This is a genomic window from Dendrosporobacter sp. 1207_IL3150 (assembly GCF_036763085.1).
Classification (GTDB): domain Bacteria; phylum Bacillota; class Negativicutes; order DSM-1736; family Dendrosporobacteraceae; genus JBAIYU01.
In genome coordinates this window covers 263,032-285,019 of the sequence record NZ_JBAIYU010000007.1, presented here as the reverse complement: position 1 = coordinate 285,019, position 21,988 = coordinate 263,032, and the positions used below count along the sequence as shown (strand labels likewise).

The 21,988-nt window shown below is 40.0% G+C and carries 26 protein-coding genes; 6 read left to right on the top strand and 20 right to left on the bottom strand.

Translation table 11 applies throughout. The features are described from left to right. Positions 1-84: 84 nt before the first annotated feature. Genes bioA through bioB form a run of 6 tightly spaced genes read right to left on the bottom strand, consistent with a single transcriptional unit; the run spans position 85 to position 5,634 of the window. Positions 85-1,464: an adenosylmethionine--8-amino-7-oxononanoate transaminase gene (gene bioA, locus V6C17_RS02710; RefSeq protein WP_333521007.1), complete on the bottom strand. Its 1,380-nt coding sequence runs from the start codon at positions 1,462-1,464 to the stop codon at positions 85-87. Next, a complete protein-coding gene (gene bioD, locus V6C17_RS02705; protein WP_333521006.1) occupies positions 1,464-2,198 on the bottom strand; it encodes a dethiobiotin synthase in 735 nt (244 codons plus the stop codon). The genes bioA and bioD overlap by 1 nt, the downstream gene beginning before the upstream one ends. Next, entirely contained in the window at positions 2,198-3,373 is a 1,176-nt protein-coding gene (bioF, locus tag V6C17_RS02700; protein WP_333521005.1) for an 8-amino-7-oxononanoate synthase, read from the bottom strand. The genes bioD and bioF overlap by 1 nt, the downstream gene beginning before the upstream one ends. Continuing rightward, positions 3,373-4,137, bottom strand: coding sequence for a 6-carboxyhexanoate--CoA ligase (locus tag V6C17_RS02695; RefSeq protein ID WP_333521004.1), 765 nt, complete (start codon positions 4,135-4,137; stop codon positions 3,373-3,375). The genes bioF and V6C17_RS02695 overlap by 1 nt, the downstream gene beginning before the upstream one ends. Further along, entirely contained in the window at positions 4,121-4,615 is a 495-nt protein-coding gene (locus V6C17_RS02690) for a hypothetical protein (protein ID WP_333521003.1), read from the bottom strand. The genes V6C17_RS02695 and V6C17_RS02690 overlap by 17 nt, the downstream gene beginning before the upstream one ends. A gap of 17 nt (positions 4,616-4,632) precedes the next feature. Continuing rightward, the gene (gene bioB / locus V6C17_RS02685) at positions 4,633-5,634 is read right to left on the bottom strand and encodes a biotin synthase BioB (RefSeq protein ID WP_333521002.1); all 1,002 of its coding nucleotides are present in this window, start codon (positions 5,632-5,634) and stop codon (positions 4,633-4,635) included. A gap of 282 nt (positions 5,635-5,916) precedes the next feature. On the opposite strand from bioB, the gene cidR reads away from it, so the two are divergent. The 3 genes from cidR to htpX all read left to right on the top strand — a co-directional run bounded on the left by cidR (position 5,917) and on the right by htpX (position 8,858). After that, on the top strand, positions 5,917-6,816 hold the full coding sequence (gene cidR, locus V6C17_RS02680) for a cidABC operon transcriptional activator CidR (protein ID WP_333521001.1): 900 nt from the start codon (positions 5,917-5,919) through the stop codon (positions 6,814-6,816). A 465-nt stretch (positions 6,817-7,281) separates the two neighbouring features. Continuing rightward, positions 7,282-7,989, top strand: a complete 708-nt coding sequence (locus V6C17_RS02675) for a TerC family protein (RefSeq protein WP_333521000.1) — start codon at positions 7,282-7,284, stop codon at positions 7,987-7,989. A gap of 17 nt (positions 7,990-8,006) precedes the next feature. After that, a complete protein-coding gene (htpX, locus tag V6C17_RS02670) occupies positions 8,007-8,858 on the top strand; it encodes a zinc metalloprotease HtpX (protein ID WP_333520999.1) in 852 nt (283 codons plus the stop codon). 42 nt (positions 8,859-8,900) lie between these two features. Here htpX and V6C17_RS02665 read toward each other — a convergent pair whose 3' ends face one another. The 4 genes from V6C17_RS02665 to V6C17_RS02650 form a co-directional block, all read right to left on the bottom strand. Next, complete coding sequence (locus V6C17_RS02665) at positions 8,901-9,311, bottom strand: gamma-glutamylcyclotransferase family protein (protein WP_333520998.1); 411 nt, start codon at positions 9,309-9,311, stop codon at positions 8,901-8,903. Positions 9,312-9,336: 25 nt separating this feature from the next. Further along, entirely contained in the window at positions 9,337-9,723 is a 387-nt protein-coding gene (crcB, locus tag V6C17_RS02660) for a fluoride efflux transporter CrcB (protein WP_333520997.1), read from the bottom strand. 116 nt (positions 9,724-9,839) lie between these two features. After that, positions 9,840-11,963 carry a heavy metal translocating P-type ATPase gene (locus tag V6C17_RS02655; RefSeq protein WP_333520996.1) on the bottom strand — a complete coding sequence of 708 codons (2,124 nt, stop codon included), beginning with the start codon at positions 11,961-11,963 and terminating at the stop codon, positions 9,840-9,842. Positions 11,964-11,976: 13 nt separating this feature from the next. After that, positions 11,977-12,339 carry an ArsR/SmtB family transcription factor gene (locus V6C17_RS02650; RefSeq protein ID WP_333520995.1) on the bottom strand — a complete coding sequence of 121 codons (363 nt, stop codon included), beginning with the start codon at positions 12,337-12,339 and terminating at the stop codon, positions 11,977-11,979. 155 nt (positions 12,340-12,494) lie between these two features. On the opposite strand from V6C17_RS02650, the gene V6C17_RS02645 reads away from it, so the two are divergent. Beyond that, positions 12,495-12,764: a hypothetical protein gene (locus tag V6C17_RS02645; RefSeq protein ID WP_333520994.1), complete on the top strand. Its 270-nt coding sequence runs from the start codon at positions 12,495-12,497 to the stop codon at positions 12,762-12,764. 99 nt (positions 12,765-12,863) lie between these two features. On the opposite strand, the gene V6C17_RS02640 is transcribed toward V6C17_RS02645, so the two are convergent. Next, a complete protein-coding gene (locus V6C17_RS02640) occupies positions 12,864-13,418 on the bottom strand; it encodes a guanylate kinase (RefSeq protein ID WP_333520993.1) in 555 nt (184 codons plus the stop codon). 162 nt (positions 13,419-13,580) lie between these two features. Here V6C17_RS02640 and V6C17_RS02635 point away from each other — a divergent pair, with 162 nt between their 5' ends. Then, entirely contained in the window at positions 13,581-14,357 is a 777-nt protein-coding gene (locus tag V6C17_RS02635) for a carbon-nitrogen family hydrolase (protein WP_333520992.1), read from the top strand. Here V6C17_RS02635 and V6C17_RS02630 read toward each other — a convergent pair. From V6C17_RS02630 to V6C17_RS02600, 7 genes are all read right to left on the bottom strand, one after another. After that, entirely contained in the window at positions 14,354-15,478 is a 1,125-nt protein-coding gene (locus tag V6C17_RS02630; protein WP_333520991.1) for an ABC transporter permease, read from the bottom strand. The two genes, V6C17_RS02635 and V6C17_RS02630, sit on opposite strands and share 4 nt — an antisense overlap. Further along, positions 15,475-16,386: an ABC transporter ATP-binding protein gene (locus V6C17_RS02625; RefSeq protein ID WP_333520990.1), complete on the bottom strand. Its 912-nt coding sequence runs from the start codon at positions 16,384-16,386 to the stop codon at positions 15,475-15,477. The genes V6C17_RS02630 and V6C17_RS02625 overlap by 4 nt, the downstream gene beginning before the upstream one ends. Next, positions 16,358-17,284, bottom strand: a complete 927-nt coding sequence (locus V6C17_RS02620; protein WP_333520989.1) for an ABC transporter ATP-binding protein — start codon at positions 17,282-17,284, stop codon at positions 16,358-16,360. The genes V6C17_RS02625 and V6C17_RS02620 overlap by 29 nt, the downstream gene beginning before the upstream one ends. After that, complete coding sequence (locus V6C17_RS02615) at positions 17,281-18,255, bottom strand: HlyD family secretion protein (protein ID WP_333520988.1); 975 nt, start codon at positions 18,253-18,255, stop codon at positions 17,281-17,283. Before V6C17_RS02615 ends, V6C17_RS02620 begins: the two co-directional genes overlap by 4 nt. Before the next feature lies 1 nt (position 18,256). Further along, the gene (locus V6C17_RS02610) at positions 18,257-18,850 is read right to left on the bottom strand and encodes a TetR/AcrR family transcriptional regulator (protein ID WP_333520987.1); all 594 of its coding nucleotides are present in this window, start codon (positions 18,848-18,850) and stop codon (positions 18,257-18,259) included. Positions 18,851-19,153: 303 nt separating this feature from the next. Then, a complete protein-coding gene (locus tag V6C17_RS02605) occupies positions 19,154-20,077 on the bottom strand; it encodes a DMT family transporter (protein ID WP_333520986.1) in 924 nt (307 codons plus the stop codon). Positions 20,078-20,092: 15 nt separating this feature from the next. Further along, the gene (locus V6C17_RS02600) at positions 20,093-20,500 is read right to left on the bottom strand and encodes a carboxymuconolactone decarboxylase family protein (RefSeq protein WP_333520985.1); all 408 of its coding nucleotides are present in this window, start codon (positions 20,498-20,500) and stop codon (positions 20,093-20,095) included. A 182-nt stretch (positions 20,501-20,682) separates the two neighbouring features. Here V6C17_RS02600 and V6C17_RS02595 point away from each other — a divergent pair, with 182 nt between their 5' ends. Then, the gene (locus tag V6C17_RS02595; protein WP_333520984.1) at positions 20,683-20,922 is read left to right on the top strand and encodes a hypothetical protein; all 240 of its coding nucleotides are present in this window, start codon (positions 20,683-20,685) and stop codon (positions 20,920-20,922) included. Between the two features lie 307 nt (positions 20,923-21,229). On the opposite strand, the gene V6C17_RS02590 is transcribed toward V6C17_RS02595, so the two are convergent. Together V6C17_RS02590 and V6C17_RS02585 are read right to left on the bottom strand one after the other, a co-directional pair. Continuing rightward, a complete protein-coding gene (locus V6C17_RS02590) occupies positions 21,230-21,496 on the bottom strand; it encodes a LysM peptidoglycan-binding domain-containing protein (RefSeq protein ID WP_333520983.1) in 267 nt (88 codons plus the stop codon). A gap of 77 nt (positions 21,497-21,573) precedes the next feature. Further along, complete coding sequence (locus tag V6C17_RS02585) at positions 21,574-21,951, bottom strand: winged helix-turn-helix transcriptional regulator (protein WP_333520982.1); 378 nt, start codon at positions 21,949-21,951, stop codon at positions 21,574-21,576. Between the last annotated feature and the right edge of the window lie 37 nt (positions 21,952-21,988).

The window sequence follows — 21,988 nt, the reverse complement described above, 5'->3', positions numbered from 1 at the left end:
TGCTTTCATTTTTATCTCAGAAACTTTTCTCTTACTCGGCAAAAGTTCTTTTCCATCCTTATTAAACTTAGTTCTAAGAAACTACTAAAAATGAGCTCCCCCGCCCCCTGCGGCTGTTTTCCCTTGGCTGGTTATCTCATCGATAGATTTATATACAACGTCAAGCATATGGTTTATTTCTTCGACAGTGCTGCATAATGGCGGCATAAAAACTACAACGTCACCAACAGGACGAATAAAGATACCATACTCTCTAGCTTTCATACACACTTTCGCACCAGTAGTCTGATCCCAAGGATAAGGCTTCTTGGCCACCTTATCTTCCATAAGTTCAATACCAACAATCATTCCACACTGGCGGGCATCGCCGACATGATCATGCTGCCCTATTAAGGCTAGTTTATCGGCAATTGCCTTGATTTTAGGTTCTAATCCTGCAATAACATTATCATCTTCAAATATTTTTATGCTTGCTAGCGCAGCAGCACAGCCTAGCTGATTAGCGGTGTAAGAGTGACCGTGGTAGAAAGTCCGCTTCTCTTTCATATCACCAAGAAATTCATTATAAATTTCATCAGTAGTTAGAGTTGCGGCCAGAGGTAGATAACCGCCTGTTATTCCTTTAGAAAGACACATTAAATCAGGGCTTACTCCTTCATGGTCACAGGCAAACATCTTTCCGGTACGGCCAAAGCCTGTTGCAACTTCGTCGGCTATTAGCAGAACATTATATTTCTTTGTTAGTTCACGCACTTTTGCCAAATATCCAGAGGGAGACATGAGCATGCCCGCAGCAGCTTGTACCAAAGGTTCAATAATCAGCGCGGCAATTTCATCATGATGTTCGGCCAACAAATTTTCTAAAGCCTGAACGCAAGCTAGTTTGCACTTTTTAGGATCATCTGCAAGCTGACAATGGTAGCAAGAAGGCGCAGGTATATGAAAAGGCTCAAACAGCAGTGGTTTAAAAACTCGGTGAAATAAATCTATCCCGCCCACACTCACCGTTCCTACAGTGTCGCCATGATAGGCTTGATCCAGCGCAACAAAGCGGTTTTTCTTAGGCTGTCCTTTATGCTGCCAATATTGAAAAGCCATTTTGATTGCTACTTCAACAGCAGTGGAACCATCATCAGAGTAAAAAACCTTGTTTAATCCAGCCGGAGCTGCTTTTACAAGCTTTTCGGCGAATTCCGAGGCTGGAATATTTGCCAAGCCAAGGGCAGTACTGTGAGCGACACGGCCAAGCTGATCAATTATGGCCTGGTCAATTTCAGCTCGCCTGTGTCCATGAATATTTACCCATAGTGACGAAACAGCATCATAGTATTCTTTTCCGTCTGTATCAAACAGCTTAATACCTTTAGCGTCAGCTATAACGGTCTGATCATTCTCCAGCCATCCCTTCATCTGAGTAAACGGATGCCATACAAACTGCTTATCCTTTGCCTCGAAAATATTCATTACACACTAACCTCCATTGCCTTTATCAGCCTATCAATATCTATATACTTCTCAGCTAATTCAGCTAGGCCTTCAACACGGGCATCAGGCACACTGATTGTTTCTGAAGCAGGGAATTTGCCTAAAATGGGAAGCTTGGTTAGTCTCTCTATATATGCAATATTGCTATGTTCCAACACCCCAGCATTTTGTTCATCCCATTTATTAATTATAATACCTGCTACTTTTATTCCTCTTTGCTTAGCATACTCGGCTGTTAAAACAGTATGGTTGATTGTTCCTAAGTTTGGTCTAGCGACTATGATTGCAGGTAAATTCAATTCAACAATCATATCGGCGACTAGGTAATCTTCCCATAATGGAGCCGTTATTCCGCCAACTCCCTCAATAATTACTCTATCAAACTCGTTGCCTGCTAAACGGCAGTTAGAGATAACTTCAGGCATATCAATAGTGATACCAGCCTGTACAGCGGCAACTGCCGGTGTCAACGCAAGCTGCAAGCAAACGGTGTTTACTAATGCTCTTTTATCCTCATTAATTCCAGCAGCTTTCATAAGAAAAGTTGCATCCTCGGCGACTAGTTGTCCATTATTATCGGTAAACCCGCCAGAGGCAAGTGGCTTTACCACTCCTATATTAAGGCCGCGGGCTTTTAATGCCGCAGCAATCGCTCCCGTAATAACCGTTTTACCTACTTCTGTATCTGTTGCTGTTATAAATATGCCTTGCACTATCTTTCACCCCTTAATAATCCTAGCCGCTGTGCTGCGGCAGCAATTTTCATAGTCGCCTGTTCGAGCTCTTCTGGCTTGTGTGCTGCCGATACTGTAATTCTCAGCCTGCTTTCGCCTACAGGTACAGTAGGCGGCCTTATTGCTGCTATAATAAGTCCTTCATTTCTAAGCTCTTTAGCGAGCTCGACAGCTGCTCCCGCATCACCGACAATCACCGGAATAATTGGAGTCTCACCTGTATCTACCTTAAGACCAGCAACCCGTAAACCACTGCGCATTATATCCGCGTTTTGGTTTAGTCTATCAACAATTTCAGGATTATCAGCAACCACTTTGAGTGCTGCTTTAGCGGCGGCAATTGTTGCTGGCGCTAAAGCCGTAGAAAAAATATAACTGCGGGCCTTGTTTATAAGATACTCGATAAGGCACCTGCTGCCAGCAACATAGCCGCCTTCTGAACCGAGGGCTTTACTTAAGGTACCCATTTGTATATGTACACGATCTTTTAGTCCAAAATGAGCAGCCGTTCCCCGACCATTTCCAAGAACACCTGTTGCATGTGCGTCATCTACCATAACCATTGCGTCATATTTTTCAGCCAGCTCAACAATATCCTTAAGTGGAGCAATATCTCCGTCCATACTAAAGACACCGTCAACTACAATAAGTTTTCGTCCGTGACAAGTGGTTTTAGCCAAAAGATCTTCTAGATGATTGATATCCGAATGTCTGAATACTACAGTCGTAGCCTTAGATAAACGACAGCCGTCGATAATGCTGGCGTGATTTAGCTCGTCACTAAAAATTACGTCCTGAGAGTTCATCAGTGCACTAATAACCCCAATATTAGCCATATACCCTGTATTAAAGACAAGGGCAGCCTCTGTACCCTTAAAGCGAGCTATTTCTTGCTCTAATTCAGCATAAAGAGGGTGAGATCCAGTAGTTAGCCTGGCACCGCCTGATCCTGTACCATACATTTGAACAGCATCGATTGCCGCTTGCTTTACACAGGCGTGATGCGTTAAGCCAAGATAATTATTAGATGCCAACATTAAGAATGTTTTGTTTTCGAACTTCACATGAGTTGCATCGGTAGGAATATAGGTATTTGTCTGACGATATAAATCCAGCTTCTTAACTTCAGACAAATATTTTTTTAGAAACTCCATTAACCGGCCTCCTCGCCATTAATAACCAACACCGGCTGATTTTCTAGATATTCGATCAAAGCTTCAATATTAGTACCAGGCTTTATAAAAAACACCCTTCCACCCAGCGGACTTCCGTAAGCCTTTAATTTAGGAAATCTCATATAACCACCTAGTGATGCAGCATAACCGGCAGTGTACTCAGGATCATCAGACCAGCATATTTCTGCAACCATTCCTGGGGCGTTTGCAACTTTCGTTGCTAATACGATAGCTTCACGTATATGTAAATTTCCAAACCCCTGACTTGCCAGCCATTTAGAAAATGCAGCATCATCGCCTATATCCATTCTAGATACCCGTACGCCGCGGTTTTCTCTTAAGTCTAGCCTGATTCCGGTTTCAGCGCAAATCAGCATAGCGCCGCGCATGCTATCCTCTAAAGCTAATAGCTTTTCAAATCCAGCCTCAATCGCTTTCTCACTAACGCCACTATTGGCTAGAACCAGTTTAGCTTCGGCCCGCCCACTTGGTACATCATCAGTATCAATAGTAGTAATAGGGAGAAGCTGCAGTAATCTTACAGATTCTGCAGCTACGCTTTCTACAGTAATATTTATAAAATCTGCTTGACCCCGGCTATGCTCAAAAGCCCGATCTAACATTGCTTGGGTTGTTTCAGCTACAAGTTCTTTGGGGACTAATCGCTCAGCCCCCGAAATATGCCGCCCGCCTGCCTCATGGGCGGCTCCTTGCGCAGCACGCATTCTAACGCTGTAAAGCATCTACCAGCACCTTCTCGGTTTGTGTTTTTACTTTTTTCAACATAATTGTCAACGGCCAAGCAGCAACCGCAGTATAAACCATACCTGGCAGCGCGGCTAGGAGCAGCGGAATTACTGCCTTTCCTAAAAGGCCTCCCATAGCTAGCCGAGCAACAGCCGAACCAATTGGCCCCGCTGCCACAACTACTGGCCATGATGTTCCTAATACTCCCAATATCCCGCCAACACTTAAGCGAAACACCATAGCTATAAATACATTAAGCAAATTTTGAGTACCAAGGATTAAGCCGATTAAGCTTGATAAAATTCCGGCTGTTATATACTTTGTAAATCCGAAAACTGCACATATTGCCACGGCTAGTGGTGCCGAAAGCTGAAATTCTGTACCAGGTATAAGGCCAGGCATTTTAACTGCACCCGTGACAGTAATAAGAGCCGCCAACAGTCCGATTTCCGTTATCCAACGTGTTCTATTCATTACTACCGTCAGACCTCCTAATTGATATTTTTAGCCGATAGCGGACGCAATCCCATATCACTTATCATGGCTACATCCATATCACAGTTACGCCCGCCAGTTGTCAGATATCCGCCAATTAACATACCATTTATACCACTCATTAAACCAAGTGATTGTAAATCCCGTAGATTGACTTCGCGACCGCCTGCTGTTCTTAGCCCACGGTCATGCAATATAAATCTAAACAATGCAAATGTCTTTAAAAGTTCTCTCGGTGGTATTGCGGCTTGATTTTCCAAAAGAGTTCCCTTTATTGGATTTAGTATATTTAAAGGTACAGAGTGTACTCCTAATTCCTTGACTTCAAAAGCCATTTCTAACCTTTGCTGCATGGTTTCGCCTAAGCCAATAATACCGCCCGAACATACTTCCAACCCAGCTGCATGTGCGTTACGGACAGTATTTGCGCGATCTTCATATGTATGAGTAGTACAAATAGATGAATAGTAACTGCGGCTCGTTTCTACATTGTGATGATAGCGCGAAACGCCTGCCTCTTTTAATGCTTTGGCATTCTCAAGTGACAAGGTGCCTAACGAACAGCAAACCTTTAGTTTTGTTTCTTCTAAAATCCGCTTAAGTGCTTTAAGTATTAGAGGAAACTCTTTATCACGTTCCATTCCCCGGCCGCTGGTAACAATCGCAAAACGAAGCGCTCCCCCAGCTTCTGCTTGCTTAGCGGCCGCAACTAATTCGTCATCAGACATTAGCGGATATACCTTAACATCGGCTTTATGATGAGCGGATTGAGCGCAGAATGTACAGTTTTCCGAACACATTCCGGATCGACCATTTACAATGGAACACAAATCAACCTCATCACCGACAAATTTCTGACGAATCTTATCAGCCATTGCCATTAAAAAAGGCAAGTCTTTATCCGGCGTTTGGGCCAATTTAAGTGCTTCATCCATTGTAACTTGATTTCCAGCTAAAACTTTGTTCCCTAACTCAATTATAAGATCTACATATTTCATTTTATTAGCTCCTTTGATTTTAGTATGTTAACCACTTGGGTATTTTTAGTTGACGCTATAGGCTAAAAAATTGTTAACAGCTCATTTTACCTCTGTTAACAATGCTAATTATATACTAACTGCAACTTCGAGTAAATATAAAGACTCGGTTTTATCTCTGAACTAATAAAAATTCCTTGAGATAATTACAATTATTCCTTTTAGGAATGGGTTAAAATATGTTATCATAACAGTTATTAGTTATAGCTTGTATTATGTTCTTTAATATAAGGAGCTGGACCAATGGACGTTAGACACCTAACCTATTTTATTGAAGTTGCCCGACACCGTAGTTTTACTAAAGCAGCTCAAGCACTTCATATAACTCAGCCCTCAATAAGCAAAATGGTAAAAATCCTTGAAGAAGAGCTTGATGTCACCCTATTTAACCGCAATGCTAAGCAGGCCGAGCTAACTGATGCAGGGAAAGCTGTTCTTAGGCAAGCACAGCAAATTGTCCATTCTTTTCATAATTTAACTTCAGAGTTATCTGATGTTATAAACCTTAAAAAAGGTAATATTATTATTGGTCTCCCTCCTATGGTAGGAGTAAGTTTTTTTCCTAGTATCATCGGCGAGTTTAATCATTTATATCCTCAGATTACTTTAAAACTAATCGAGGTAGGCTCTAAACAGATTGAACATGGTGTAGAAGACGGAAGTCTTGATATTGGCGTTGTTGCTCTTCCTGTAAAAGAAGAATTGTTCAATATGTTTGCTTTTGTAAAAGAACCACTAAAGCTAATAGTTCATCCAAGCCACCATCTAGCAGATAAAGATACCGCCCATTTTTCCGAGTTAAGAAAAGATCCTTTTGTTTTATTTCGCGAGGATTTTACTATCCGTGACCGCATTTTAGAACGCTGTAACGAAAATGGCTTCTACCCAAAAATTGTCTGCGAAAGTTCACAATGGGACTTTATCGCTGAAATGGTTGCGGCCAAACTGGGAATAGCGTTGCTCCCTGATACCATCGCCAAGGAACTTTCACCAAAACGTATTAAACTACTATCACTTGAGCCGGAAATTCCTTGGAACCTGGCGATTATCTGGCGCAAAGATAAATATTTATCCTTCGCCGCCCGTGAATGGCTCAAGTTTACAAGCAGCCGCTTTAATGTAAAATTTGATTTGAGAAGTTGACGGTTATAAATATTTGTGTTACACTTATATCAAATTAAATTATTCCTACAAGGGGAGTAGCTGTACAGCATTAGTCGTCACTACGGGTGTAAACCCCGGCTATGCTGGCAATGAACTTGCAAGCAAGACCTTGTCTCTAGAAGGAGACTAGGTCTTTTTTATTTAAATTTTTGTCCGATGACTAATCCGCTCTAATACTCCAGCTTTCTATTAGCCAGAGCTAATAAATTCGATAAAGAAAACACGGCTTGCACCGAGCCTTAGCGACAGCGCAAGTTGATGTTGCGCTTATCCTGCCTTTAGGAAAGTTATTCTTTCCGTTAGGATAGAATTCAGATGGAGTTCTCACCCGAAGGGCACAGGCAATTCCACCTGAATTAAGTCTCATTTTATGTCGCAACGCTGTTATGCGTGACATAAAAATAACATGCATGAATTAAAATAAAGTGAGGAGAATATTTTAAAATGTTTGAATTTATTTTTAGTCCTGATTGGTTTATGGCATTAGGAAGTATATTATTGCTAGACTTGATTTTGAGCGGCGATAATGCCATTATTATAGCACTGGCGTGTAAAGATTTGCCGCCAGAACAGCGAAGAAAAGCAATTTTTTGGGGCAGTTTCGGTGCCGTCGCTCTAAGAGTATCGTTAACCTTAGTTGCTGCCCGTCTACTCGAGATCCCGTACCTTCAGTTTATTGCCGGGGTGGCATTGCTATGGATTGCAATTAAGCTGCTGGCTAATGAGTCAGATGATGTTAACTGTAAGGAAGCAACTACCCTAACCGCTGCAGTCAAAACAATTCTTTTTGCTGACCTTATAATGAGTCTAGATAACGTGTTATCACTTGCAGCCGTTGCACAAGCAGTGCCAAATGGAAAGTACTCTCTAATATTAATTGGCTTGCTTGCAAGCATACCTTTAGTAGTCTGGGGTTCGCAGCTCTTCATCAAACTGATAAACAAATTCCCATTAATTATTTATGCGGGTGCCGCAGTTCTAGGTTTCGCATCTGCTGAAATGATTCTAGCCGATAAAGTAATTGGTCCTATGTTCCATTACTATTCATTCTTTATCCAAGCTACCTTAACTATAGGTGTTGTTGTAATTGGCCATATGATGAAAATCCGTTGTAAGAACGCTAGTACTGAAGTAACCCCATCTGAAAATTAAATTAGGAGGGATTTATAGTGAATACTTTTAAAACAACTCTGCTGCTTGCCGCTCTAACAGGACTTTTAGTTGCAGTTGGCGGCGCCTTTGGCGGCAAAACTGGAGCAACTTTTATGCTCCTCATCTCAATTGCCATGAATTTTGGCAGTTACTGGTTCAGCGACAAAATTGTACTTAAAATGTACAGCGCTCGACCTGTTGGCCCAGACCAAGCTCCTGATCTATACAAAATGGTCGCAAAACTTGCCGAGCGTGCAAAAATGCCAATGCCTAGGGTTTATATAGTGGACACCGATGTGCCTAATGCTTTTGCAACAGGCCGTAATCCTGAAAACGGTGTCGTAGCTGTAACCACTGGAATTATGCGTACTCTAAATTACGAAGAACTTGAGGGAGTCGTAGCTCACGAATTAGCTCATATTAAAAATCGCGATACCTTAATCAGTACTGTTGTTGCTTCTATCGCTGGTGTTATTTCCTGGATAGGCAGCATGGCTCAATGGGCTGCTATTTTTGGAACAAATCGCGATGACGAAGAAGGCGGCGGTATGGGAGAGCTTCTCTTTACAATTATTGTTGCTCCATTAGCGGCTACACTCATTCAACTTGGCATATCTCGCGCTCGTGAGTTTCAAGCTGACCAAACGGGTGGCCAAATTTCAGGGAATCCTTTAGCGCTAGCTAGTGCACTGCAAAAAATCGAACATTATGCTAAGCATGCAGTAATGCATCAAGCCACACCAGCAACTTCCCATATGTTTATCATTAATCCATTAAGCGGTGTCGGCGGAATGCTTAGAAACCTGTTCAGCACACATCCAGCTACTGCCCAGCGTGTGGCAAAACTCCAAGAACAAGCTAGAAGATAATAAGTAAATAACGAGCATCACTCAAACTGAGTGATGCTCGTTTTATTTTCTACTGAGAATGAACTTGCGCCAATCGCCATCCGGTATGGCATTACTCTGTCCGCTTATTTCATCGATTCTAGCATCAGGGCATAAATAAACCCATGCTCTAAATTCGCGCCCAGAACTGTCTTTAACTATTTTACTGCAGCGTTCATAGTAGTTGCTAACATTGCCTGCTCCATAATATTCTTCTAGTGCATCCAACTCGGCTAAAGCCTGCTGCTCATTCGTTAGCTCTACTAATTCTCCATATACCACCCCATCGCCCTTAAACAACATAGGATAGCCTTCAACTAAATGGCGTATTTTACCCAAGATAGTCGCTGGTTTTATTGATACTATGTACGGCTCAAGTAAGAAGTGATTTACAAACCCTCTCATCAAAGTTCCATAAACAAATACGTAACTCATTTCCCTAAAACCTCTCCTCCGAAAGCTACATAGCTATCATTTTGCCTAATAAGATGCCACCCCACGTTGCTAAAAAGCCCAGCACTATATTAGCTAAAACATTATACATAGCTATATTAAACCCGGCATCACCAAAAACTTTAAAAGTTTCGTAGCTAAAAGATGAAAAAGTAGTTAATCCTCCTAAAAAACCTACCGTTACTAGTAGTCGCATATGGGAGCTAACTATAAACTTTTCCATGGTAATAGTCATAAAGACACCAATAATAAAGCAACCGACAACATTGGCTATTAAAGTTCCATAAGGAAAGTCTGCGCCAATTCTTGCTACTGCCCATAGTGAAATCAAATATCTGGTAACAGCCCCAATACTTCCGCCTACAGCAACCATAAGAATATTTTTTAGCATCATCAGCTCATCCCTTCGTCAAAAATTAGCTCCCACCACTTTGGTAGGAGCTAATTTTAAGAACTCCACTTACTATTTGCAGTAAATTATAGCATAACTATCAAAAGTTGCAATTGGTGCTACTGTTCTTTTAGTCCGCGCGCCAGCCTCATGCCATTTAGCGTTACTGCCAGTGATGTCCCCATGTCGGCAATTACTGCCAGCCAAAGGTTAGCCGCACCAGCGAGAGTAACAGCTATGAATACAACCTTAATTATTATAGATAGCGCAACATTTTGCTTTATTATATTTACAGTCTTGCGGCTAAGCCTAATTAAATAGCTTACCTTACTTATATCATCAGACATTAACGCAATATCGGCAGTCTCTAAAACTGCGTCTGAACCATGGGCTCCCATCGCAATACCTACATTAGCTACCGCCAGTGCAGGAGCATCGTTAACCCCATCACCAACCATGGCTACCCCGCCGTATTTTTGCGACAATTCTTTGATTAACGATACCTTATCTTCAGGTAAAAGTTCACCATAACTATCTATACCGAGTTGATCCGCAATACTACGGGCAACTCGGTTGTTGTCTCCTGTCAGCATTATAATTTTCTCGACTCCGGTATCCTTTAAAGCTTTGACCGCTTCGACACTATTGGCCCTTAGAGTATCCGCCACCGAAATAATACCGTGAATTTGAGCTGATGTTCCTACTAGCATAACAGTTTTGCCCTGTTTTTCAAGTTCCTCAACTTTACTTTGATAAACCGTAAAATCGGATATCATCTCTTTAAATAATCGAGCATTACCTATATAGACAATTGATCCTTCAATCTCAGCCTGTACTCCTTTGCCTACAAGTGCTTTAAAGCTAGTCGTTTTTGGCAATTTAAGACCTTTCGCTTTATCAAAAATAGCTTGAGCAATCGGATGCTCAGACAATCTTTCAACAGCGCCGGCTATAGCTAAAAGTTGTTCTTTAGAAATAGTAGATTCTGGGATGATGTCTATTACCTCAGGCTTACCATAGGTCAGCGTTCCTGTTTTATCAAAAGCAATTGCTTTTAATTGTCCAATCTGTTCTAGATAAGCTCCGCCTTTGATTAAAACACCTCTTCGTGACGCATTGCCGATTGCTGATACTATTGAAACTGGTGTAGATATAACTAAGGCACAAGGACAAGAAATAACTAAAAGAACGAGCGCACGATAGAGCCAAACATCAAAAGACTGATTGAAAACTAGCCAAGGAATAAGTGCTATCCCTAGCGCCGAGATGATAATAACTGGTGTGTAGTAAGCAGCGAACTTATCGACAAACTGCTGTGACGGTGCCTTTTGTGCTTGTGCCTCTTCAACTAATTTTAAGATTTTAGCTAAAGTCGAATCTTGCGCAAGTTTCGTAACAACGATTTCCATGCTGCCAGCTTCATTGATAGAACCAGCATATACCATATCACCAAGCTGTTTTTCAACTGGCATAGATTCACCTGTTATTGCTGCCTGATTTACGGCTGACATTCCTTTAATAACTCCGCCATCCATAGCAATTCTTTCACCAGGCTTTATAATTATGACATCGCCAAGCCTTATCTCTTCTATAGGCAAACGCTGTTCGACGTTCTGCCGCCGTACTAACGCATCTCTGGGCGCAAGCTCCATAAGCTCCTTAATTGACTGTCTTGTTTTATCTAGCGTATAGGCCTGTAAGGTGTTACCAAGCGAAAAGAGAAAAACAACCGTTGCTGCTTCACTCCATTCACCAATAAAGGCTGCACCAACTACAGCTATTGTCATCAAGAAATTCATATCCATTGAAAAACTTCGTAAAGAATAAAAAGCGCTTCGAGCAGTATAATATCCTCCAATTATAAGTGTTAGCAAATATAATGGAATCAGTATATTCTCGTAAATGCCTAGATAGTCTATAAGCGTAGCTGCGGCTAACAGCAAACCTGAAACACCTGTTGCTATAAGGCGCAAATTCTTCCACCATACAGTCGCTACATCCTTGGACTGCCCCATTCCTTCCAGCCAGCTTTCATACCCTGACTGCTCAATAAACGTAATGATCTGAGCATCTTCCAGAGAATGTTCAACAGATAGCTTTCCTGCTCCAAAATTGACATTTGCTTTATAAACACCTGCAATTGCTGCAATCTTTTTTTCCAACTTTACTGCGCAGTCAGCACAATCAAAACCTTTAACTATGAATACTGATTTTCGCAAACCAATCGCATTACCTTCTCCCATATTAGAGCTCCTTTCAAATATGGCCTACGTGATTTAAGCCTTGCATCAACAGATTTGTTACATGAGCATCGTCTAGCGAATACCAGGCCATTTTGCCTTCTTTGCGATATTTAACTAAACGGGCACCTCTTAAAATTCGAAGCTGATGGGAAATTGCCGATTGCCCCATATCAAGAACGGCCGCTATGTCGCAAACACATAACTCTCTTGTTGAAAGTGTCTGCAATATTTTAATTCGCGTTGGATCTGCTAATATCTTAAAGAACTCAGCCGTCTTATAGGCCATATCATCTGAAACTAATTCTGCTTTGGCTAGACAAACTATCTGAGGATGCTCACAAAATTGTTCACATAGGTCACAATCTAGTTTTTTCACTATCTACACTCCCATCATATGAACATATATTCATATGTTCTACTGATAATATATTATTTTATTGTTACTGCTATGTCAATACTTAAAAATTCCCTGAAATGTAGTCTAAAAGTGCTGCTGACATGGTAATACTGATATTATAGGAGGCGATTTCAGTGAATAAATTAGTCTTACATACAGTAGTCATAGTATTTATGGCGTTTATAATATCTATTTCACCTACAGTATCCGTAGCTTACTATGGCTGGGATGTAACAGACGATCCAACGCCATACTACTATCAAGATGCTGGAAAATGGTACTATACCAGTGAAACGAAGACATTTATTGTAAAGCTCAATGAGCGAACTTATAAATATATATTTGAACTAAACGGAACTTTTCTGGGTGGATATGTTACCGATATGCCAATAAGGCTAAACTAAAAAATCTCCATGGTATATGCTTATCAGCTTATACCATGGAGATTTCTATTTATACGATCGGCATCTTCCTCTGCCGCTAAAGCTCGGCGCAAGCGTGGTTTACTTTATCAAAGCAGGTACTTCCAGCCCCATAATCGCTAATATCTGCCTTACTGCCACATCAAGAGATTTAGTGTTCTTTATGACATAATCGGCAATACGCCAGTCATCAAATTCACCATTCTTTTTAGCATACTCGAAACGGCGCTGAATATTAACATTAGCTTCACCGCGATTGAGCATTCGTTCTATAATAGTAATATCATCAACCATTATAAAAATCGATTCAACCCGCCCGCCAAGCAGCTTCTTTAATTGCTCTAATCCACTGCGGTCAACATCTACAATATTTATCCGATTCTCATTGACCTTGGTTATAACTTCATGTTTACTTAATCCGTAATAATGACCCGAGTAATTGACACGCTCAATTAAATCAAGTTTACTGAATTCTTCTTTCGAAACAAAATGATAATGTATACCGTCTATCTCCCCGTCACGAGGGCTGCGAGTAGTATGGCTGATTATCTCTGGAATTCCTACACTAGTCAACCTTGCGGTAATGGAGGTTTTGCCTGAAGCAGGTGGCCCAACAATTGCAAACACTTTATTCATAAAATCCCCTCCTCTAATGTTATCATTATGTAACGATACTTACTGTAATCGTACAATAAAACAGCTTAATACGCAATATTACGTACAACATAAACATTACGTCTGTTTTTATAATTATTTGATAAAATAAAAATATATTAATAAGTAAAGGAGCTATCGATAATGAAAATAGCGATACTGCAAATGGACATTATACTAGGTGATGTCGAAGCCAACCGTCAAAAAGCTCGAACAATGATTACTGAGGGAATAAGGCAAGGGGTTACGTTATTTGTACTGCCCGAGATGTGGACTACAGGCTACAAGCTTGATCAAATAAGTGAGTTAGCAGAGCAAGAAAATGGACCCAGTATAAAAATGCTCAAGCAGCTGGCTACTGAGCATTCTGTTGAAATCATCACAGGTTCTATCGCTGAAGCTCGGAATAATAAAGTTTATAATACTGCCTATGTCATTGATAAAACAGGCGAAGTTATTGCAAAATATAGCAAAATCCATTTAATTGGACTGATGGCCGAAGAAAAACATATCACTCCAGGTGACCAAAAATGCAGCTTTGATTTAAGCATTGGAAAGTCTGGTTTAATAATTTGTTACGATATCCGGTTTACAGAACTTCCAAGATCTCTGGCTTTAGCAGGATGTACAACTCTGTTTATCCCAGCCCAATGGCCTGAACTTAGAGGTGACCATTGGCGCATCCTTAACCTTGCCCGAGCCATTGAAAACCAAATGTTTGTTATTAGTGCTAATACTGTTAACGGACGCGGGCGGGGCAAAATGTATGGCCACTCCATGATAATTAACCCATGGGGCGAAATTATCATGGAAGGAGGCGAAGGCGAAGAGCTTATTATTGCTGATGTTGATTTTTCTATTGTACATGAAATAAGAAAAAGGCTGCCGGTATTCACCGACAGACGTCCTGAGTATTATTAAGCCAGCGTTTTTTTAAACCTCTTTATGCTAATTGCTAAGGTTAATACGATAAATGCTAATAGTGATAACACCTGAATCCATAGAAACTGCAGCCCAATGCCTTTTAAAATAATACCGCGCAAAATTTGAAGAAAATATGTTAACGGAAGGACATTGCCGATATAATAAAACAACTTCGGCATGGCTTCACGCGGAAACATAAAACCTGATAATAAAATACTTGGTAGAAACACAAAAAAGGACATTTGCATTGCCTGCATTTGAGTTTTAGCAATATTGGAAATTAATACCCCCAGGGTTAGTGACGCAACAATAAATATAGATGTTAGAGCATACAGCAAACCAATACTGCCTCTCATCGGTAAATCAAAAACAACAATTCCGACTAACAACGCTAATGTGGCCTGGGCATAGCCCACGAAGATATAGGGGATAATTTTTCCCAACATTAATTCATGCGCTTTTAACGGGGTAACCATAAGTTGTTCTAATGTTCCGTTCTCTCTCTCCCGGACAATTGCCATAGAGGTTATCATAACCATTGTCATGGTAAGTATTACCCCAAGTATGCCTGGCACCATATAGTAAGCAGTAATAAAATCTGGATTATACCAAGGCCTTATCCTAATATCATAGGGTTGTATAATTTGCTTCCCATTTATTCCTTGCGATTTCTTAACTAGTAGTTCCTGCGACTTTAACTGACCAATTATTTGAGCGGTACTTATAGCTGAGGATGCAGCCATAGAGTCGGAAGCATCGACAATTACCTGAACGGATGCCTGCCGGCCATGATTAATATTTTCTGCTAGATCAGGCGGAATAATAATTCCAACCTTGGCCTCACCTTTTTCAATTCTAGTATTTACTTCTTCATAACTCTTTGCAGCATAATCTATATCAAAATAGCCGCTGGCTGTAAACGCCTCTAACAGCTCCCTACTTTCTTGCTTAAGTGATTGATCAAAAACCACTGTAGGTAGATGCTTAATATCGGTATTAATAGCAAAGCCAAAAATTAATAATTGAAAAATTGGCATAGCTACCATCATACCTAAAGTTAACCTATCTCGCTTCATTTGAATAAATTCTTTGATGAGCAGTGCTTTAAGGCGGATCATATATCACCCTCCTTTCGATGATGCTTAACATATTGAACAAAAACGTCCTCCATCGTAGGGGCTATTATTTTATATTGCCACGATGAAAGCTGCAGAAGATTTTGCTGATTAACAAGCACATGCAGCTTGCTGCCAAAAACATATGCATCTAGCAGAGGTAATTCAGCTGAGTTTAGTGATTGTAGCATTTCAATAGGGTCAGCAGCAGAAATTTCAACCAAAGTTCCGGTAATGTTCTCTTTAAGCTGCTCTGGTGTCCCAGAAGCAATTAGGCCTCCCTGGTAAATGAATCCTATTTCGTCACAATGCTCAGCTTCGTCCATAAAGTGGGTTGTTACCATAATTGTAGTCCCCTGAACAGCCATGCTATAAATAATATCCCAAAACATCCGCCGCGCTTTGGGGTCAACTCCGCCAGTGGGCTCATCTAAAAATAATATCGGCGGGTTATGCAGAATGGAACATCCTAGCGCTAAACGCTGTTTCCATCCGCCTGATAAATTAATAGTAAGCTCATTTTCCCGCCCTTTAAGGCCAGCCATTGTTAACATTTCTTCTATTCTTTGCTTTTTAACAGCTCCCGAGATACCGTACATACCGGCATAAAATTCGAGATTTTCCATAATAGTTAGATCATTATACAAGCTAAATTTTTGCGACATATACCCAATTTGAGATTTTATTTCATCATTATCTCGAGCAATATCAAGACCTAAGACTGTCCCACTGCCGGAAGTCGGCTCGAGAATACCGCATAACATTCTAATTGTTGTGGACTTTCCTGACCCATTGGGTCCTAAAAAACCATATATGCTGCCTTTTTTTATTTCAAGATTTATATTATCAACTGCCGTAAAGCTGCCAAACTTGCGCGTTAAATTATTTGTCCGTATCGCTAACTCCGCCATGGATACCTCCTTGTGCCATAGCTACAAACACATCTTCTAAAGTCGGCTCAACTTCCTTTAAAGAGATGACCTTTTTGCCAGCTATCTTAAGCGCTTCAGAAATGTGCTCGCTTGAGGAAGCAGCATCCTTTACCACCAGATGATGCTTATTGCCAAAGGAATTAATGTCGAGAATTGGGCAATCACTAAGATACTTTTTAATCTCTTTGCCTTCAGCTTGCAGTTCTAGAACTTGGTACTGGTAATCCTTGCGAAGTTCTTGAGGTGTTGCGCAGCATACAATTCTGCCATTGTCCATAAAGGCTATCCTAGTACATAGTTCTGCTTCATCCATATACGGAGTAGATACAAAAACAGTCATTCCTTCTTTATTAAGACGATAAAGCATTTGCCAAAATTCACGTCTTGAAACAGGGTCAACACCAGTAGTTGGCTCGTCTAAAAAAAGCAGTTTTGGTTTATGCATTAAACCAGCCGCTAATGCCAGCTTCTGCTTCATTCCCCCTGATAAATTATCACTAAGTCTGTCCTTGAAAGTCCAAAGATTTGTAAACGTAAGTATTTCTTGGGCTAAAGTATCGATAGCTAATCGATCGGCACCATAGAGAGAACCAATTAAATGAATATTTTCAATCACTGTAAGGTCGCGATATAGACTGAACTTTTGCGGGACATAGCCAATTTGGGACTTTATTTCCTCTGGGCTGGTTTTACCCATGATTGTTATTGTGCCGCTCGTTAATTCTAAAACGCCAGTAAGCATTCGAATTAGGGTTGTTTTTCCTGCACCATCTGGGCCTACTAACCCAAATATTTCTCCTTCATTTACTGTAAGCGTTACGTCATTTACTGCCGCCTTACCAGTAAAGTTCTTACTTAAATCGCTTAATGCAATCATTTAATCACCACATCTGCGGGCATACCTGGCTTTAAAATTCCTTCTTCATTATCAATTTTAATTTTTACAGCAAAAACGGTATTAGCACGTTCCTGCTGCGTTATGCTTTGCCGCGGTGTAAATTCAGCATTTTGACTTATTTCCTTAATTTCGCCTTTGAAAACCTTTCCGGGAAAAGAGTCTATTTTAATAGTTACAGGTTGACCTATTTTGATTAGTCCAAGCTGAGTTGAAGCTATATATACTTTTATCCAGCAGTCCCTTAAATCTGCTATAGTAGCGATTGGACTGCCAGCGCTTACATATTCGCCGTTTTCAAAGTTTTTAGAAATGACTGGTCCTTTTAACGGGCTGACAATTAACGTGTCTGCTAAGGCCGTTTTACTAACCGCGAGTATCGCCTTGTTTCTTTCAACCTCTAATTGCTGAGCAGTTATCACATCCGGGCGGCTGCCCTCTTCGATTAAATTTTGTTGAGCCTTTGCTGCGATGAGTGAATTGTAGGCAACCTCATAGGATGACTTAGCCATATCAAGCTGCTGCCTGGATATAGCGCTGCTATGGAATAACTGTTGATATCGTTCATAGTCATTTTTAGCCTTTTCAAACATAGCCTCAGCTGCCGCTAAATTAGCAGACGCTTGCGCCTGTTCTTGTTTTCGTGAGCCTTTCTTTAAATCAGTTAACTGCACATCGGCCTTTTCTAATGCCGCTGTATCACGCAAAACCTGGGCTTCAAGATCAGGACGCATAATTCGAACTACCTGCTGCCCCGCTTCAACAAAATCTCCTTCTCTAATGGTCAGCTCATTTAGATATCCGCTTACCTTTGGAGTTATATCTACTTTGGTAACTTCAACGGTTCCTGTAGCAGTAATTCCTTCTTCGGTCCGGAGAAATAGTTTGTACCCGGCAGCTCCAGCTAACATAACAAAAAGCACTAACACTACTATCAATTTTTTATTATCCATCTTACCCCCTCCTTACAATACCTCTTAAATATATTTCTACCGCCTGGTCAATGTATTGTTGGTCACTGGCATCTTCAGTAATAATATTTTTAGTTATGGGTCGCGATATAAAATAAAAATTCATAATACCAACAAGCGAAATTACTGCTTTCTCGGGATTAAGGTCCGCTCTAAACTGCCTCTTAACAATTCCATCAGTAATTATCCCCTTTAGTGCCTGAAATAGCTTTGCAAAAAACTTTTGCTTCATCATCTCAAAGCAGGGTGAAGGATTAAATAGCTCACTATAAATAAATCTAACAAGCATTGGCGAACGTTGATGCAATCCTAAAACAGCGCTCGCATACTCTTTGATTTGCTCACTTGGCGATAAATGATCATTGTTTATCCTTTTAACTATCTCCGACATAAAGAAAAGCTGATGTTCCAGAACAGCCGCATAAAGCCCTTCCTTTCCTTCAAAATGGTAGGAAATAAGTGCACTGTTTACGCCTGCTTGCTTTGCTATTTCCCTAATAGAAACACCCGCTAGTCCTTTTTGCGCAAAAAGTATCGTTGCCGCTTCAATTAATTTCAGCCTGCTGTCATTATCCAAATTTAGATCCCCCAAAAGTTTTAATTAATCGATTGATTAAATTATATGCTATAAAGTCATAAATAATCAATGCTCCTTAGAAAAATCTATATGAGCCTTTACAAAAATTAATATCGCACCTTTTCAATTACTACTGAGTATTATTAAGATAAGCGATAAATAAAGAGAAAACAGCTTGCTCCGAGCCTTGGAGTCAGCGCAAATCGATACTGCCACTATGCATGTAAGTAAGAAGGTTTATTCTTTTTTATCGTATAAAAAGACTTGATTACTCATCAAGTCTTTTTTCGGAATTCAATATCTTTAGCATTCAGCTGCAATATGCATTTTAGGTTTATAGCGATCGCTGAATATACCAGCGACACTTGAGATTACCAATACTGCGCCGCCAATTGTCCAACTAGTTACAGGTTCATCAAGAATAAACCATCCGAGAAACAACGCTAGCACAGGATTGACATAAGCAAATGTCATAGCAATCTGAATTGGCAGTAGCTTAAGTACCGAAACAAATGACGTAAATGCAAAAACTGAACCAAAAACAATTAGATATAACCACGCAATGTAGGCATTTTGCGTTGGGGCAGGAGCAGGCTCCTGAAATAAAAGCGAGATAAAGAAAAAGCCAACACAAGCAGCCACATGCTGATAGGCAGAAGCAGTATGACTTGACAGATTGACTGGATTTCTGCTCTGATAAATTGACCCTATCGACCAGCATATTGCCGAACATACCAGTGCTATACCTGCGGTAATTTCTGTTGAAATACCTTTACTAAGTGCAGGATACATAAGCACTCCAATACCTAAAAAACCAGTAAGTAGTGCAATAGTTAATGTAACACTAGGTTTTTTCCTGTACATCACAGATTCAAATAAAGTAACCCAAATAGGACTTGAAGATACAACAAGCGCTGCAAAACTTGAGCTGGCGTACTGTTCCGCCCAAATAACCAAGCCGTTACCAAAAACCCATAACAAGGTTCCTGATATAGCAAGGTTAACTAGCTCAGTTTTGGTTATCTTTATTCGCTGTTTGCACAAGTATGCAATCAAAAATAAAATAGCTGCTGCTGTTAGCAATCTGCTCCCGCTCATAATAAATGGCGGAAAACCGCTGCCTAAGCTCACAGCCACTCGAATAGCGAGATAAGTACTGCTCCATACGATGTAAACAACTAGTAGATGAAATAATCCCGTTCTTGATAAGTTGGAATCTGGCTGCATAGAATACCCCTCTATTTACTCCGGCTTGAGTTTTAGTGTTGCTCCAAATTTATGAGAAGCATTAGTAAAGAAAATAAATGCGCATAACTCTGCAATTTCAGCATCTGTAAATACCGCTTTCATAACGTCAAATACATCATCTCGTATATTTAAATGATTATTTGTTACCATTCTTGCAAAATCAACAGCTAAAGCCAGTCGTTTGTTACTGCGTTCTACAATAGCTTTCCCCTGTGCCATATGATATTCACAACCATTGCAAAAAGCCAAAGTGCGGCGTACTTGTTCCTTTATTTCGTCGTCTAATAAACTAGAGGAAAACCTTTTATTCAATTCGTTCCAGGCTTCTAGTATATCAGGATTATGTCCTAATAAACGTTCAAAAGGCGAAGCACCATTATTCGAATAAATAATTCTAGGCATAACTTCAGCCTCCCCCCTAAGTAATATTCACTAATAACATAGTATTGCTTAACAGGCAATAAGTAAACCCATATTGAACATTTTAATTAAATTTTTAACATATTATTTTAAATAAATCTCATATTGCACATTTCCAATATACTAAAGTATTAAAAATACAATACGCGAAGGGAGATTCCAGCATGGCTATTCAACCTGATTCAAGGGATATACTTGAGGTATTTCTTATTGCTAATCTTGCTAATATAGCTCAAAATAACCCTATACTAAACTTCCCCCCTGAGCTGCAGGATTTTGTCAATACTCAGGTGTTAAATAATATAGGAGATGCTAGTTATAACGTGTCTTTCGCTTCAGATCTTAGACAGATACTAAGTACATTTATCCTAGATAATATTAATACCTTAGAAAACATCAGTTAAAATCGCTGTCTTAAAGCCTGCAAATAAAGAAAAATTCATATTTTCTTATCGTAAAAATAAAAACTGCCGCATCTATCACGATGCGGCAGTTTTTATTTTTGCAACACAAAAGCGAGAGCCTTTCCGATCCGCTCTCGCTTTTGCCGCCTCTATACCCTTTGCCATCCTACTATAGTATTACCTATAGTAGTCCCCATAGTTATCATACACTCTTAAAGAAGAAAATTCAAGTTAAATACCATTACTTCGAATTGAAAAATTAGCTTTACTCAAAAAAATATGTCCCACTTATATAAATCCTGTTTTATTATAACTTCTTAACAGGTATCTTTAGTTCCTGACCAGGATAAATCTGAGCATTATTACTCAGTTTGTTTACTTCGCGGATTGCCATAACTAAATTTCTGATGTCTTCTTTATCTGATACGTGTCTAGCTGCGATAGTCCAAACACTATCACCTTCACTGACGTTTACAGTACTATAAATATTACTTTCTAAATAATTATTAGAACTTACCAAAGGAGTAATTGACCATAAGCTTAACACTAACGCAATACCTAAAATTAGCTTCATAAAACCACTCTCCCGAACATATGTACTATAATGATTATATTCTATTACAGTACATATGTTCGAGTCAATACTTGTTTTTAAATTTCCGTAACTTTATTTTGACATGTGTTTTCCTCTTCGCTAATTGGTGTAACCTTAATATACTCTTTTCCCCAGTCACACATTGACGTCAATATCGGTCTTAATTTCTCGCCTAATGAAGTAAGTGAATACTCAACTTTAGGAGGAACCTGGGTATAAACTTTTCTTTTTATTATTCCATCACGTTCTAATTCTCTTAGTTGCTGAGTAAGCATTTTTTGAGTCAATTTAGGATGGAGGCGGTTTAATTCACTAAATCGCATAACCTTATTGTTGCCTAAGTGCCAAATTATTAGTACCTTCCACTTACCGCCAATAATATCGATGGTTATTTCCATTTCACATTTATATTGCTTATTACGAAATTCGAGCATGGTTCTTCCTCCTAGTTACCATTTAGTTACTTAGTAT

Coding starts and splice junctions, on each gene's coding strand:
- bioA (WP_333521007.1), bottom strand. CDS start 1,464: ATGAATATTTTCGAGGCAAAGGATAAGCAGTTTGTATGGCATCCGTTT.
- bioF (WP_333521005.1), bottom strand. CDS start 3,373: ATGGAGTTTCTAAAAAAATATTTGTCTGAAGTTAAGAAGCTGGATTTA.
- V6C17_RS02695 (WP_333521004.1), bottom strand. CDS start 4,137: ATGCTTTACAGCGTTAGAATGCGTGCTGCGCAAGGAGCCGCCCATGAG.
- V6C17_RS02690 (WP_333521003.1), bottom strand. CDS start 4,615: ATGAATAGAACACGTTGGATAACGGAAATCGGACTGTTGGCGGCTCTT.
- bioB (WP_333521002.1), bottom strand. CDS start 5,634: ATGAAATATGTAGATCTTATAATTGAGTTAGGGAACAAAGTTTTAGCT.
- cidR (WP_333521001.1), top strand. CDS start 5,917: ATGGACGTTAGACACCTAACCTATTTTATTGAAGTTGCCCGACACCGT.
- V6C17_RS02675 (WP_333521000.1), top strand. CDS start 7,282: ATGTTTGAATTTATTTTTAGTCCTGATTGGTTTATGGCATTAGGAAGT.
- V6C17_RS02665 (WP_333520998.1), bottom strand. CDS start 9,311: ATGAGTTACGTATTTGTTTATGGAACTTTGATGAGAGGGTTTGTAAAT.
- crcB (WP_333520997.1), bottom strand. CDS start 9,723: ATGATGCTAAAAAATATTCTTATGGTTGCTGTAGGCGGAAGTATTGGG.
- V6C17_RS02655 (WP_333520996.1), bottom strand. CDS start 11,963: ATGGGAGAAGGTAATGCGATTGGTTTGCGAAAATCAGTATTCATAGTT.
- V6C17_RS02640 (WP_333520993.1), bottom strand. CDS start 13,418: ATGAATAAAGTGTTTGCAATTGTTGGGCCACCTGCTTCAGGCAAAACC.
- V6C17_RS02635 (WP_333520992.1), top strand. CDS start 13,581: ATGAAAATAGCGATACTGCAAATGGACATTATACTAGGTGATGTCGAA.
- V6C17_RS02630 (WP_333520991.1), bottom strand. CDS start 15,478: ATGATCCGCCTTAAAGCACTGCTCATCAAAGAATTTATTCAAATGAAG.
- V6C17_RS02625 (WP_333520990.1), bottom strand. CDS start 16,386: ATGGCGGAGTTAGCGATACGGACAAATAATTTAACGCGCAAGTTTGGC.
- V6C17_RS02620 (WP_333520989.1), bottom strand. CDS start 17,284: ATGATTGCATTAAGCGATTTAAGTAAGAACTTTACTGGTAAGGCGGCA.
- V6C17_RS02615 (WP_333520988.1), bottom strand. CDS start 18,255: ATGGATAATAAAAAATTGATAGTAGTGTTAGTGCTTTTTGTTATGTTA.
- V6C17_RS02605 (WP_333520986.1), bottom strand. CDS start 20,077: ATGCAGCCAGATTCCAACTTATCAAGAACGGGATTATTTCATCTACTA.
- V6C17_RS02600 (WP_333520985.1), bottom strand. CDS start 20,500: ATGCCTAGAATTATTTATTCGAATAATGGTGCTTCGCCTTTTGAACGT.
- V6C17_RS02595 (WP_333520984.1), top strand. CDS start 20,683: ATGGCTATTCAACCTGATTCAAGGGATATACTTGAGGTATTTCTTATT.
- V6C17_RS02590 (WP_333520983.1), bottom strand. CDS start 21,496: ATGAAGCTAATTTTAGGTATTGCGTTAGTGTTAAGCTTATGGTCAATT.
- V6C17_RS02585 (WP_333520982.1), bottom strand. CDS start 21,951: ATGCTCGAATTTCGTAATAAGCAATATAAATGTGAAATGGAAATAACC.